At 58.1% G+C, this 13081-nt stretch carries 11 protein-coding genes and 1 riboswitch; of the genes, 8 read left to right on the top strand and 3 right to left on the bottom strand.

Going from position 1 to position 13081, the window contains the following annotated elements:
- Positions 1–33: 33 nt before the first annotated feature.
- Together AC1RKG_RS16255 and sgrT are read right to left on the bottom strand one after the other, a co-directional pair.
- On the bottom strand, positions 34–1239 hold the full coding sequence (locus tag AC1RKG_RS16255) for a sugar efflux transporter (RefSeq protein ID WP_128865013.1): 1206 nt from the start codon (positions 1237–1239) through the stop codon (positions 34–36).
- 159 nt (positions 1240–1398) lie between these two features.
- Positions 1399–1572 carry a glucose uptake inhibitor SgrT gene (gene sgrT / locus AC1RKG_RS16250; protein ID WP_020825191.1) on the bottom strand — a complete coding sequence of 58 codons (174 nt, stop codon included), beginning with the start codon at positions 1570–1572 and terminating at the stop codon, positions 1399–1401.
- A gap of 90 nt (positions 1573–1662) precedes the next feature.
- Here sgrT and sgrR point away from each other — a divergent pair, with 90 nt between their 5' ends.
- The 7 genes from sgrR to ilvN all read left to right on the top strand — a co-directional run bounded on the left by sgrR (position 1663) and on the right by ilvN (position 9236).
- Positions 1663–3324, top strand: a complete 1662-nt coding sequence (gene sgrR, locus AC1RKG_RS16245; RefSeq protein WP_046374530.1) for an HTH-type transcriptional regulator SgrR — start codon at positions 1663–1665, stop codon at positions 3322–3324.
- 37 nt (positions 3325–3361) lie between these two features.
- A riboswitch (TPP riboswitch) is annotated at positions 3362–3487 on the top strand.
- A 58-nt stretch (positions 3488–3545) separates the two neighbouring features.
- Positions 3546–4532, top strand: coding sequence for a thiamine ABC transporter substrate binding subunit (thiB, locus tag AC1RKG_RS16240; RefSeq protein ID WP_493183482.1), 987 nt, complete (start codon positions 3546–3548; stop codon positions 4530–4532).
- Positions 4508–6112 (top strand): thiamine/thiamine pyrophosphate ABC transporter permease ThiP, encoded by a 1605-nt coding sequence (gene thiP / locus AC1RKG_RS16235; protein ID WP_020825188.1) that lies wholly within the window; start codon positions 4508–4510, stop codon positions 6110–6112. The genes thiB and thiP overlap by 25 nt, the downstream gene beginning before the upstream one ends.
- 114 nt (positions 6113–6226) lie before the next feature.
- Complete coding sequence (gene thiQ / locus AC1RKG_RS16230; protein ID WP_041415214.1) at positions 6227–6931, top strand: thiamine ABC transporter ATP-binding protein ThiQ; 705 nt, start codon at positions 6227–6229, stop codon at positions 6929–6931.
- 88 nt (positions 6932–7019) lie between these two features.
- On the top strand, positions 7020–7133 hold the full coding sequence (gene ivbL / locus AC1RKG_RS16225; RefSeq protein WP_218167600.1) for an ilvB operon leader peptide IvbL: 114 nt from the start codon (positions 7020–7022) through the stop codon (positions 7131–7133).
- A 111-nt stretch (positions 7134–7244) separates the two neighbouring features.
- Entirely contained in the window at positions 7245–8939 is a 1695-nt protein-coding gene (gene ilvB, locus AC1RKG_RS16220) for an acetolactate synthase large subunit (protein ID WP_020825186.1), read from the top strand.
- A 3-nt stretch (positions 8940–8942) separates the two neighbouring features.
- Positions 8943–9236 carry an acetolactate synthase small subunit gene (gene ilvN / locus AC1RKG_RS16215; RefSeq protein WP_116691300.1) on the top strand — a complete coding sequence of 98 codons (294 nt, stop codon included), beginning with the start codon at positions 8943–8945 and terminating at the stop codon, positions 9234–9236.
- Positions 9237–9383: 147 nt separating this feature from the next.
- Here the strand turns inward: ilvN and AC1RKG_RS16210 are convergent, their stop codons facing one another.
- Positions 9384–10151, bottom strand: a complete 768-nt coding sequence (locus AC1RKG_RS16210; RefSeq protein ID WP_130016174.1) for a DedA family protein — start codon at positions 10149–10151, stop codon at positions 9384–9386.
- A 332-nt stretch (positions 10152–10483) separates the two neighbouring features.
- On the opposite strand from AC1RKG_RS16210, the gene AC1RKG_RS16205 reads away from it, so the two are divergent.
- Entirely contained in the window at positions 10484–12847 is a 2364-nt protein-coding gene (locus tag AC1RKG_RS16205; protein ID WP_493183507.1) for a DNA polymerase II, read from the top strand.
- Positions 12848–13081: the final 234 nt, after the last annotated feature.

Raw genomic sequence — 13081 nt, 5'->3', positions numbered from 1 at the left:
AATGACATGCGTCAATATTGACGACGTTTACACTCACACTTCTCGCACGCGGGCGCTCATCCATAACGCCGCCACCGCCAGCAGTGCCGCCAACCAATACACCGCGTAATGACCCAGGTTTTCCACCAACGCGCCCTGCAGCACCCCGGCCAGGATCACCCCGGTAGAAATACTGTTGGTAAACAGCGTTGTCGCCGCACCGGGCCGCCCTGGCATCAGGTCCTGGAAATAGAGCATGCCGATACCGGCGATGATGCCGATAAAGATGGCATTGAACAGCTGTAATACCATCAACGCCAGCTTGAACTTGAACACCACCAGCCCGGCATAAAACAGGATGCCTGCCACCACGGCGAACAGCATCATATTGCGTTTGCCGAAGCGCTTGACGTAATAACCGGCCAGCAGCATCGCCGGGATCTCCAGCCCGGCCGCCGTGCCCATCAGCAGCCCCGCCAGGTTCTCCGGCAGGCCCAGATCGGCGGTGATATACAGCGGCATGTCTATGATGTACATGGTATTGCAGGTCCACATCAGCACCGAGGCGATAAACAACCGCCTGACATCCGGGTTCCGCCAGGCGCTGACTGGGGCAATCGGTGCCGAAGGGGCTGCGATTAGCGTATCGGCAGGTTCTACCGGTGCGACACGCGGCACCGAAGGCAGCGTAAACCACACCAGCAATGCACAAATTGCAAAGGTCGCCGCGGCAATAACGAACATCACCGTAAAGCCGTAATTCAGCGCCAGCGTAAACGAAAGCGGCGGGCCAATCACCCAGGCCAACGACAGCTGCGCACGCATGACCGAGCTGAACATCACCACTTCACGTGCCGAGCTGTCAGCATATTCCCGCGCCAGTGCGAAAATCTGTGGCATGGCGGTGTTGGCTATCGCCGACAGCAGCACCCCGGCCGTAATCAGCGTCAAATAGTCGCGGTTGAAGGCAAAAAGCAGGCAGTTGCCGACCGCCATCAGGCAGCACACCAGGATCAGCTTGCGTCGATCGCCGCGCGTGTCCGAACGTTTGGCCAGCAGAAAACTGACCGCGATGCCGACAATGGCGTTAACGGTATAGAACAGACCCACCCACAGCGGCCGGACCTTAACCTCGGTGGTTAAAAACAGGCTCAGGGTCGGCGCCAATAGCGCTCCGGCAATACCGGAAAGGAAAGCAATCAGCAGGAAAGCGGCAAAGACGGGATTAAAGCGGCGTGGCAGCCAATGCAGTCGTTTCATATCTTCGTCTCAGGCCCTTAATGCGGAAGACAGAACCTTAGGCCAAGGGGAAAAAATTGCAAGAATATCCCCGCAGCCCACAATAAAAAAACCAGTGGGTATAACCCCACTGGCTGGTGAACAGCACCATTACTCAGAAACACTTTCGCTACCGAAGCCTCAGAGGTGCTCGCGGTATTGCTTGTCCGTCATTGACGCGATATCCCATTGGGTCAGGTGAGCCAACATCTCCAGCCGCGCCTGTTCAGGTACCAGTCCCAACCAGTCAGCGTGCTGCCGGCGTACTGCGCTGAAGTAGCGCTGATAGAACTGTTTTGACAAGAAAACTTTCATCCGTCGCCCTCCCCCTTTCATTGAGGAAAATTATCGGCGTAATATAGGGAAAGATAAATTGATGGGTTACCGCCGGAGCCTTCCTCTTTTATGTCCACTTCCAGATTGCAACAGCAGTTCATTCGCCTGTGGCAGCGCTGCCATGGCGAACCGACCGAAACCACGTTACAAGAGCTGGCCGAAGTGCTCAGTTGCTCGCGTCGCCACGTGCGTTCGTTACTGGGCGCCATGCAGCAACAGGGCTGGCTGACCTGGCAGGCAGAATCGGGGCGCGGCAAGCGTTCGCAACTGACCTTTCACTATACCGGTCTGGCGCTGCAGCAACAGCGTGCCGAGGAGTTGCTGGAGCAGGATCGTATCGATCAACTGGTGCAACTGGTCGGCGATAAAAATGTGGTGCGGCAGATGCTGCTGTCCCAACTGGGCCGCAGCTTTCGTCAGGGTAAACACATCCTGCGCGTGCTCTATTACCGGCAACTGTACAATCTGTTGCCGGGCTCGGCGCTGCGGCGCTCGGAAACCCATTTGGCGAGGCAAATTTTCAGCGGCCTGACGCGGATAAATGAGGAAAACGGGGAACTGGAATCCGATCTTTCTCATCACTGGCAAGCTTTAACGCCGTTGCATTGGCGCTTTTATTTACGCCCGGCCATTCATTTCCACCATGGGCGCGAGCTGGAAATGGAAGATGTCATCAGTTCGCTCAGCCGGTTGATGCCACAACCGCTGTTCTCCCATATCGAACGCGTGACGTCGCCGACGCCCTACGTGATTGACGTGCATCTGCATAGCCCCGATTACTGGTTGCCGTGGCTGCTGGGCAGCGTGCACGCCATGATATTGCCGCGCGAGTGGCAGAGCCTGCCGGAGTTCTCGCGCCATCCGGTCGGTACCGGCCCCTATAGCGTGGTGCGCAATCACCGCAGCCAGATGAAAATTCACGCCTTTGATGATTACTTTGGCTATCGCGCACTGATCGACGAGGTCAATATCTGGGTGCTGCCAGAGGTGACCGAAGAACTGGTACACTCCGGCGTACAGCTCCAGGCGGACGATACCGGGAAAAACGAGCTGGAAAGTCGACTGGAAGAAGGCTGCTATTTTCTGCTATTCGATCAGCGCTCTCCGCTGGCGGCCGATCCGGTCATCCGCAGCTGGTTATGCGAACTGATCAACCCTATTTCGCTCCTGAGCAACGCCGGCCCTGTTTATCAACGCTATTGGTCACCGGCCTACGGCATTCTGCCGCGCTGGCACCACAATCGCGCGCTGGCATTGCAGCCCAAACCGGCCGGATTGACCGAACTGACCCTGACCTACTACAGCGAACACTCGGAGTTCCACGCCATTCAGCAGGCCATCGAGCCGCTGCTGGCGCAGCACGGCATTAAGCTGAATATTCAGATTGTCGATTACGCTACCTGGCATAAAGGCGACGCGAGCACCGATTTGTGGCTCGGCAGCGCCAACTTTTACCTGCCGCTGGAGTTCTCACTGTTCGCCACCCTGTATGAACTGCCGCTGATGCAGCACTGCATGAGTGAGGACTTGTCCGAAGATGCGGCGCTGTGGCGCGCCAATGCCCTGCCGCTGGCGGACTTTTGCCAACGTCTGGTCAGCGGCCATCAATTGCATCCTCTGTTCCACCACTGGCTGCAACTGCATGGCCAGCGCAGCATGCGCGGCGTGCGAATGAACACTCTGGGTTGGTTCGATTTCAAATCCGCCTGGTTTGCGCCGCCGGAAGCATAAGCACCTTTCACCGGCGCCCGTTAGTCTTTACAATGGCGCCGTCTCAACGGGGTGCGAAACGACAGCAGCGTAATGAAAACGCAAGCGGCCGGTTTTGCTGAGAACAAACCCGTCGAACCTGATCCGGTCAATACCGGCGGAGGGATTTGAGCCCAGCGATCCGGCATCAGCCGCTTGCCCCCTCAGATACCCTTGCCCCCCTAAATTTTCAGGAGTGCAAAGTGGTCAAAAAAAGCCTGCCCTTGTTACTGTTGTTTTGCGCAGCACCGGTGTTCGCCAAGCCCACGCTGACGGTCTACACCTACGATTCCTTCGCCGCTGACTGGGGCCCTGGCCCGGCGGTCAAAAAAGCCTTTGAGGCCCAATGTGATTGCGAGCTGAAATTTGTCGCGCTGGAAGACGGTGTCTCACTGCTTAACCGCCTGCGCATGGAAGGCAAAAACAGCGCCGCCGACGTGGTGCTGGGGCTGGACAACAACCTGCTACAGGCGGCGCAGCAAACTGGGCTATTCGCGCCAAGCGACGTCGACAGCAGCAAATTGAACGTACCGGGCGGCTGGCAAGACAAAACCTTCGTCCCCTATGACTACGGCTACTTTGCCTTCGTTTACAACAAAGAAAAGCTGAAAAACCCGCCCAAAAGCCTGCATGAGCTGGTCGACAGCAGCCAGAACTGGAAAGTGATCTATGAGGATCCGCGTACCAGTACCCCAGGTTTGGGTCTGCTGCTGTGGATGCAGAAAGTGTATGGCGATCAGGCACCGGCAGCCTGGCAGAAGCTGGCGAAGAAAACCGTCACCGTGACCAAGGGCTGGAGCGAAGCCTATGGCCTGTTCCTGAAAGGCGAAGGCGATTTGGTGCTTAGCTACACCACCTCCCCAGCCTACCATCTGATTGAAGAAAAAAAAGACAGCTACGCCGCTGCCAACTTCAGTGAAGGCCATTATCTGCAGGTGGAAGTGGCGGGCAAACTCAAGGCCAGCAAGCAACCTGAGTTGGCGGAACGCTTTATGCAATTTATGGTATCCCCGGCGTTCCAAAACGCCATTCCTACCGGCAACTGGATGTACCCGGTGATCAAGACCTCACTGCCGGCCGGATTTGACCAAATGACCGTCCCGCAGACCGCACTGCAGTACAGCGCAGAAGATGTAGCCAAACAACGCAGCAACTGGATCCGGGCATGGCAAACCGCCGTCAGCCACTGATTCCGCGTTGGCTATGGCCGGGGCTGCTGGCCGCCGGCCTGATCCTGACCATCGCCGTGCTGGCGATGGGGTCGCTGTGGCGGCACGCGCCGGACAGCGATTGGCGTGGTATATGGCAAGACAGCTACCTGTGGCACGTAGTGCGCTTCACGTTTTGGCAGGCCCTGCTGTCCGCGCTGATCTCGGTGCTACCCGCGATCCTGCTGGCTCGGGCGCTCTATCGCCGCCGTTTCCCCGGTCGTCAGTTACTGCTGCGGCTCTGCGCCATGACGCTGGTGCTGCCGGTGCTGGTGGCGGTATTCGGCCTGCTCAGCGTATATGGCCGCCAGGGCTGGTTGGCAATGCTGTGTGGCTGGCTGGGCATTAACTACAGTTTCACGCCTTATGGTCTGCAGGGCATCCTGCTGGCGCACATGTTCTTCAACCTGCCGTTGGCGACACGTCTGCTGCTGCAGGCGCTGGAAAACATCCCGGTTGAACAGCGCCAATTGGCAGCCCAGCTGGGCATGAGCGGTTGGCAGCAGTTTCGCTTTGTCGAGTGGCCAGCGCTGCGCCGTCAAATCCTGCCGAGCGGCGCGCTGATCTTTATGCTGTGCTTCGCCAGCTTCGCCACCGTACTGTCGCTGGGAGGTGGGCCGCAGGCAACCACCATCGAACTGGCCATCTATCAGGCTCTCAGTTACGACTACGATCTCAGCCGCGCCGCGCTGCTGGCGCTGATCCAACTGGCATGCTGCCTGGGGCTGGTGATCTTCAGCCAGCGCCTGAGCCAGGCGCTGCCGGTCGGCAATACCCATGCCACTATCTGGCGTAATCCGGAAGACAGCCTGTGGCGACGCATCAGTGACTTTTTGCTGATTGCCGCCGCGTTGCTGCTGCTGTTGCCCCCACTGCTGGCGGTGATCGCCGACGGCGCCAATCAAACGATGGTTAGCGTCCTGCAGCAACAGGTGTTGTGGCAGGCATTGTTCACTTCGTTACGCATCGCTCTGGGGGCGGGCGTACTTTGTGTCGTGCTGACCATGATGCTGCTGTGGAGCAGCCGTGAGCTGAAGCTGCAACAGAGACTGCGTTGGGGGCACGCGCTGGAGTTGAGCGGTATGGTGATCCTGGCGATGCCGGGCATTGTGCTGGCCACCGGTTTCTTCCTGCTGTTGAGCGACACCGTCGGGCTGCCGCAGTCGCCGTACGCGCTGGTGATCCTCACCAATGCGTTGATGGCCGTGCCCTATGCGCTAAAAGTGTTGGAAAACCCCATGCGCGACCTGGCCGAACGTTATAATCCGCTGTGCCTGTCGCTGGATATTCAGGGCTGGCAGCGGCTACGCTGGATTGAGCTGAAAGCGCTGCGCCGCCCGTTGGCCCAGGCGCTGGCCTTCGCCTGCGTACTGTCGATCGGCGATTTCGGCGTGGTGGCACTGTTTGGCAACGAACATTTCCGCACCCTGCCTTTTTACCTGTACCAGCAGATCGGCGCCTACCGCAGTAATGACGGCGCGGTCACCGCGCTGCTGTTGCTGTTGCTGTGCTTCCTGCTGTTTACCCTGATCGAACGCTTACCGGGCCGCTCTGACCGATAGATTTCAAGCTGCAGCAAGGCGGCGACTGAGCGCATTCCCAGGAGCTTAGTTCCCTAAGTGACTGGGATAAGTGAAGAAAGCCAACACAGCGGCAACGTGAAAGATGAAGGACATATGCTAAAGCTTGAAAAACTGACCTACCTGTATGAACACCTGCCAATGCGCTTCGACCTGCGTATTCAACCGGGCGAACGCGTCGCGGTGCTGGGCCCCAGCGGGGCGGGGAAGAGCACTCTGCTCAGCCTGATCGCCGGTTTTCTGCCGTCCGCCAGCGGCAGGTTGCTGCTCAACGGTAGCGACCACACCGGCACGCCGCCAGCCAAGCGCCCGGTCTCGATGCTGTTTCAGGAAAATAACCTGTTCGCCCACCTGACGGTGGCGCAGAACATCGGTTTAGGCCTGGATCCCGGCCTGCGGCTGAATGAGGAGCAGAAGCGGCAGTTGGCGCAAATTGCCCGGCAAGTAGGGCTGGAAGAACATCTGCCCCGCCTGCCGTCGCAACTTTCCGGTGGCCAACGCCAGCGTGCCGCCCTGGCGCGTTGCCTGATCCGCCAGCGGCCCATCCTGTTACTCGACGAACCTTTTTCAGCGCTCGATCCGGCTTTACGCAACGAGATGCTGCAACTGCTGCAGGAAGTTTGCGACCAGCGAAACCTGACGCTGTTGATGGTATCGCACAACCTGGATGACGCCGCACGCATCGCGCCACGGACCCTGCTGGTGGTGGACGGCCGTATTTTTTACGACGGCCCGACGCAGGCGCTGCTGGACGGTAGCGCGCCGGAAGCCAAGGTGCTGGGCATTTCACACAAACCGTGATCTTCCGCCCGTTTTTTATGCTGTGCAAATAAACCAGTTGTGCGAATTTTTCGCCTGTGGTTCTATAAAAACCTGACTTTTTTTACTGATGATAAGGTTCCCTGTGATCGCATCCTCGCTGACTTCGACCCTACTAATTACCGCGCTACCAGCCGCGGTGGTCGTCGTGCGTGTGGTGGTGGTCGTCGGCAATGCGCCGTAGGGTCCGAATCAACGCATCGATTCCCAAACCCCGCCGGCGCAAACCGGGCGGGGTTTTTAGTTTTAGCCCCCTGCCCAGAAAAGCAAACCGGCCTTGAGAAAGGATAGGAACATGGCAATTTCGGGCACGCCACATCAAGGTAACCGCTTCACCGGCGCAGAGTTGATCGTTCATCTGCTGGAGCGTCAGGGCATCACCACCGTCGCCGGCATTCCCGGCGGTGCGGCACTGCCGCTGTATGACGCGCTGAGCCAAAGCACCCGTATTCATCACGTACTGGCTCGCCACGAACAGGGGGCGGGTTTTATGGCGCAGGGTATGGCACGCGCTAACGGCAAGGCGGCGGTTTGTATTGCCTCGAGCGGCCCGGGCGCGACCAATCTGGTCACCGCCATCGCCGACGCCAAACTCGATTCTATCCCGCTGGTGTGCATCACCGGCCAGGTGCCCTCTTCGATGATTGGCACCGACGCCTTCCAGGAAGTGGACACCTATGGGATCTCGATTCCAATCACCAAGCACAACCATTTAGTCCGCGATATCCGCGAACTGCCGCAGGTGATCTGTGACGCATTCCGCATCGCTGAATCCGGCCGCCCTGGCCCGGTGTGGATCGACGTACCGAAAGATGTTCAAACGGCGGTTATCAGCCTGGACGAACTGCCGCCGATCGCCGTTCCCGATGCGGCGCCAACCTTTGAAGCTACCGCCGTGGCGCAGGCCGCCGCGATGATCAATCAGGCCAAACGCCCGGTGTTGTATCTGGGCGGCGGCATCATCTGCGCCAACGCCTATCAGCAGGCGATTGAGCTCGCTGAACGCGCCAACCTGCCCACCACCATGACGCTGATGGCATTGGGCGCCATGCCGGTGCAGCATCCGTTGTCGCTGGGCATGCTGGGTATGCATGCGGCGCGCAGTACCAACTTTATTCTGCAAGAGGCTGATTTACTGATCGTGCTGGGCGCGCGCTTTGACGATCGGGCGATTGGCAAGACCGAGCAATTCTGTCCAAACGCCAGCATCATTCACGTGGACATCGATCGCGCCGAACTGGGCAAGGTAAAGCAGGCCAATATTGCCATTCACGCCGACGTAGGCCAGGTATTGCAACAACTGCTGCCTCAAATCGAAGCGCAGCCACGCAGCGAATGGCTGAGTACCGTCAATGATCTCAAGCGCGAGTTCCCGTTCAGCATGCCTAACGCCGAAGATCCGCTGAGCCACTACGGGCTGGTGCTGGCTGCCGCGCGCTGCGTGGACGAAAACGCCATCATTACCACCGACGTGGGCCAGCATCAGATGTGGGTAGCACAAGCCTATCCGCTGAGCCGACCGCGCCAGTGGCTGACCTCCGGCGGGCTGGGCACCATGGGCTTCGGCCTGCCAGCGGCGATCGGCGCTGCCCTGGCCGAGCCGCAGCGCAAGGTGCTGTGTTTCTCCGGTGACGGCAGCCTGATGATGAATATTCAGGAAATGGCGACCGCCGTCGAACATGACCTGGACGTGAAAATTATCCTGATGAACAACCAGGCGTTGGGGCTGGTGCATCAGCAGCAAACGCTGTTCTACCAGCAGCGCATTTTCGCCGCCGCCTATCCCAAGCGCACCGACTTTATCAAGATTGCCGCCGGTTTCGGGATGGACACCTGCGATTTGAATGCCGCAGAAGATCCGCAAGCGGCACTGGCCGAAGCGATCCAACGTCCAGGGCCTTGCCTGATCCATGCGCTGATTGATATTAATGAAAAAGTTTTCCCGATGGTGCCGCCGGGCGCTGCCAACATCGACATGATTGGAGAATAAGCCATGTCAGAACAACGCAATAACCCACAGGTGATTCTGGAACTGGCGGTACGTAACCACCCTGGCGTGATGTCGCACGTCTGCGGCCTGTTTGCCCGCCGCGCCTTCAACGTGGAGGGCATTCTTTGCCTGCCGCTGAAAGACGGTAAACAAAGCCGCATCTGGCTATTAGTGGCGGACGATCAGCGGCTGATGCAGATGATCAGCCAGGTAGAAAAACTCGAAGATGTGCTGCAGGTAAAACGCCACAGCGAAGACGTGCGGGTGTTTGAACAGCTGGAAGCCTTCTTCCAGTAAGGTGGCAGAACACCAAACCCTATCCACTATGGATTTCACGTGACAGCTAGGCGGCAAGAGCCTGAATCCCCAGGCGCTTACTTAGGTAAGTAACTGGGGTTTAGGGACGCAGCCAACAACGCTGCCGCTTGAAAGACAACGGGGATATCAGCCAGCCAACACCTTCCACAGCAGGTGACGATAAACCGGCATCAGCGGTTGCTGGTGCAGATAATAAAAGGTGCCGATCGCCAATCCCCAGCTCAGGACGCAGGCTATCCGCAGACGTACCGGTGACAGCCACTTGCCAAGCCGGTCAGCGCTGCGTTTGCCTTCGCGCCACCATCGCCAGCTCAGCCAGGCGGCCAACCAAATCAATACCACTACCGCAAACAGCAACCACTTAAATAACGCACTGTTGGCGCTGGCAGGGATATCGATGGCTACGCCGGCCAAAATACCGGGGAAGAAATAGACTGGTGGCCAGGCAATACAGCCGATGATGTTAGGCAACGCGAATTTATACGGCGGCAAATCGAGCATGCCGGCCACCATCGGCACCAGCGGGCGCGTTGGGCCAACAAAGCGCCCAATCAGGATGGTCGCCATACTGTGTTGGTGCAACGCGTGCTCGGTCTTGTCCAGCATCGCTTTGTTCTTCTTCAAGAATGACCAGCGGTGCAGCGGCCCCTTGAAGGCGCGGCCGATAAAGTAAGAAATCCAGTCACCCAACAGGCAACCCACGATGCCCGCAGCCCAGGCATAATAGAAATCTACCTGACCGCTGCCGATCAACGCACCGATACTGGCCATCATGACCGTGCCGGGCAGCAACAGCCCCACCAGCGCCAGCGATTCCAGAAACGCGACAAACATGACCACCATCAGAGTGAAAGCCAATGACTGGGTGATCAAGTGCTGTAAATAGGCTTCCATTAAACCTCTGTTCGTTATCCAAAGCGCGTGGGCGTGGGATTGTCCGGTGCGGCCGGGAGCGAGTCAACCTGTGAATTGTATGCTTTTTTGGCAGAACTGTGCGGCCATGGACAATTACTGTATAAAAACCCATACTATAATTTATCTACCAGAACCAAAGCTTTCGCAAACAGCCAACGACACCACGCCTTGAGCATCAGGGGAATACCCAATGGATGTCAAGTTGCGGCTAGGCGGCAAGAGCGAGAGTCCCCAGGAGCTTACTCAAGTAAGTGACTGGGGTGAACGCACGCAGCCAACAACGCCGCAGCTTGAAATACGAAGGGTATATGATGTCACTCCAACAGGGCTTTCTGCTCACCCGCCACTGGCGTGATACGCCTGCCGGCACCGAGGTGGAGTTTTGGCTGGCGACCGACAATGGGCCGCAGCAACTTCGTCTGGCGCCACAGATCTCCGTAGCCTTTATCCCGGCCGAACAGCGCCAGCGCGCTGAACTGCTGCTGCGTGAGGAGCGGCAACTGGAGCTGAAACCCCTGCCGTTGACTGACTTTCACCATCGCCCGGTGATGGGGCTTTACTGCCGGCAGCATCGCCAATTGATCAAGCTGGAAAAGTTGCTGAAAGACGGCGGCGTCAATGTCTACGAGGCCGATATCCGTCCACCGGAACGCTACCTGATGGAGCGTTTCATCACCGCACCGGTGTGGTTCAGCGGCCAGGCCAACGGCAACGGCCCGCTGCAGGGCGGCCAAATGAAACCGGCGCCGGAATACCGCCCAACCTTGAAGCTGGTCTCCCTGGACATTGAAACCACCGCCCACGGCGAGCTGTACTCGATTGCCCTGGAAGGCTGCGGCCAGCGCCAGGTTTACATGCTTGGGCCCGCCAACGGCGGCAATGAACCACTGGATTTTGAGTTGGAGTACTGCGTCAGCCGTCCGCAAATGCTGGAACGGCTGAACCAATGGCTTGAGCGGCACGATCCCGACGCCATTATTGGCTGGAACCTGGTGCAGTTCGATTTGCGCGTGCTGCAAAAACACGCCGAACGCTATCAGATCCCGCTGCGACTGGGCCGTGGCGGCAACCTGCTGGAGTGGCGCGAACACGGTTTCAAACAGAATCACTTTTTCGCTTCCGCTGCCGGTCGCCTGATTATCGACGGCATTGAAGCGCTGAAATCCGCCACCTGGAACTTTCCGTCGTTCAGCCTGGAACACGTGTCGCAAACGCTGCTGGGAGAAGGCAAGTCTATCGATAACCCTTACCAGCGCATGGCAGAAATCGACCGGCGCTTTGCCGAAGACAAGCCCGCGCTGGCGCGTTACAACCTGAAAGACTGCGAACTGGTTACGCGAATTTTTGCCAAAACCGAGTTGCTGACCTTCCTGCTGGAACGCGCCACGGTTACCGGGCTGGCAGCCGACCGCAGCGGCGGTTCGGTGGCCGCCTTCAGCAATCTGTATATGCCGCGCATGCACCGGCTGGGCTTTGTGGCCCCCAACCTGGGTGAACAGCCCGAGGAACACAGCCCCGGCGGTTTTGTGATGGATTCGCAACCCGGCCTGTATGACTCGGTGCTGGTGCTGGATTACAAGAGCCTGTATCCCTCAATCATCCGCACCTTCCTGATCGATCCGGTCGGCTTGGTCGAAGGCATGCGAAACCCAGGCGATGCGGACTCGGTGCCCGGTTTTCGCCACGCGCGTTTTTCACGCAGCAAGCACTGTTTGCCGGCGATCGTCGAGCAGATCTGGCAAGGCCGTGAAGCGGCGAAACGTCAGCAGAACAAAGCCTTGTCGCAGGCCTTAAAGATCATCATGAACGCGCTGTATGGCGTATTAGGATCGAGCGGCTGTCGTTTTTTCGATCCCCGATTAGCCTCGTCGATCACCCTGCGCGGCCATGAAATCATGCGGCAAACGCGCGAGCTGATCGAGGCGCAGGGGTATCAGGTGATCTACGGCGATACCGACTCGACCTTCGTTTGGCTCAAACAACCGCATGACGAGCAGCAAGCGGCGCAAATAGGCCAAAAGCTGGTGCAACAGGTGAACCAATGGTGGCAACAGCATTTGCAGCAAGAGTACGGGCTGGAAAATGCGCTGGAACTGGAGTTTGAAACCCATTACTCACGTTTCCTGATGCCTACCATTCGCGGCGCCGAGCAGGGCAGCAAAAAACGTTACGCGGGGCTGATCACCCAACCGGACGGCAGCGAAGAGATGGTCTACAAGGGATTGGAAACGGTGCGCACCGACTGGACACCGCTGGCACAGCAGTTTCAGCGCCTGCTGTATCAACGCATTTTTAAATGCCAGCCCTACCAGGATTTTGTGCGTGAATACGTTAGTCAAACGCTTAACGGTGATTTCGACGATCGGCTGGTCTACCGCAAGCGTCTGCGCAGAAAGCTGGACGACTATCAGCGCAACGTTCCACCGCATGTGCGCGCAGCACGTATCGCCGACGACTATAATCGTCAGCAGGGACGACCGTTGCAATACCAAAACGGCGGCTGGATCAGCTATGTCATGACCGTGGCCGGGCCGGAGCCGCTGGAGACCCAGCAGTCGGCGATTGATTATCCCCATTATCTGGAGCGCCAGCTGCAGCCGGTAGCAGACGCTATACTGCCATTTTTACATGACGATTTTACCACGCTGGTGACCGGGCAGATGGGACTGTTTTAACATTCCGCCCGCCAGCAGGGTTTGGTGAAGGGTTAAGAAAAATCATCGGGTTTTGCAGGTGACGAACGCGCCGCCTTCCATTACCATAGCGCCCTTCCCAAATTCTGGACCCACACACCCCCCATGTCGTCTGACGATGTATGCATGGGATGAATAGCTATTGCCCGCCATATTAAAATAAATCGGGATTAGCAGACGTTTGATACGGGTGCCGCGGCCCTTTCCGCCCGGTAA

This window comes from Serratia sp. GW822-FHT06D09, from assembly GCF_058799515.1.
Note: the sequence above shows the minus strand (reverse complement) of the source record. Positions and strands in the feature narration are given on the sequence as shown.

What these genes read in the sequence shown, in the direction of transcription:
- AC1RKG_RS16255 (WP_128865013.1), bottom strand. Translation starts at nt 1,239, where the DNA reads ATGAAACGACTGCATTGGCTGCCACGCCGCTTTAATCCCGTCTTTGCC.
- sgrT (WP_020825191.1), bottom strand. Translation starts at nt 1,572, where the DNA reads ATGAAAGTTTTCTTGTCAAAACAGTTCTATCAGCGCTACTTCAGCGCA.
- sgrR (WP_046374530.1), top strand. Translation starts at nt 1,663, where the DNA reads ATGTCCACTTCCAGATTGCAACAGCAGTTCATTCGCCTGTGGCAGCGC.
- thiP (WP_020825188.1), top strand. Translation starts at nt 4,508, where the DNA reads ATGGCAAACCGCCGTCAGCCACTGATTCCGCGTTGGCTATGGCCGGGG.
- thiQ (WP_041415214.1), top strand. Translation starts at nt 6,227, where the DNA reads ATGCTAAAGCTTGAAAAACTGACCTACCTGTATGAACACCTGCCAATG.
- ivbL (WP_218167600.1), top strand. Translation starts at nt 7,020, where the DNA reads ATGATAAGGTTCCCTGTGATCGCATCCTCGCTGACTTCGACCCTACTA.
- ilvB (WP_020825186.1), top strand. Translation starts at nt 7,245, where the DNA reads ATGGCAATTTCGGGCACGCCACATCAAGGTAACCGCTTCACCGGCGCA.
- ilvN (WP_116691300.1), top strand. Translation starts at nt 8,943, where the DNA reads ATGTCAGAACAACGCAATAACCCACAGGTGATTCTGGAACTGGCGGTA.
- AC1RKG_RS16210 (WP_130016174.1), bottom strand. Translation starts at nt 10,151, where the DNA reads ATGGAAGCCTATTTACAGCACTTGATCACCCAGTCATTGGCTTTCACT.
- AC1RKG_RS16205 (WP_493183507.1), top strand. Translation starts at nt 10,484, where the DNA reads ATGTCACTCCAACAGGGCTTTCTGCTCACCCGCCACTGGCGTGATACG.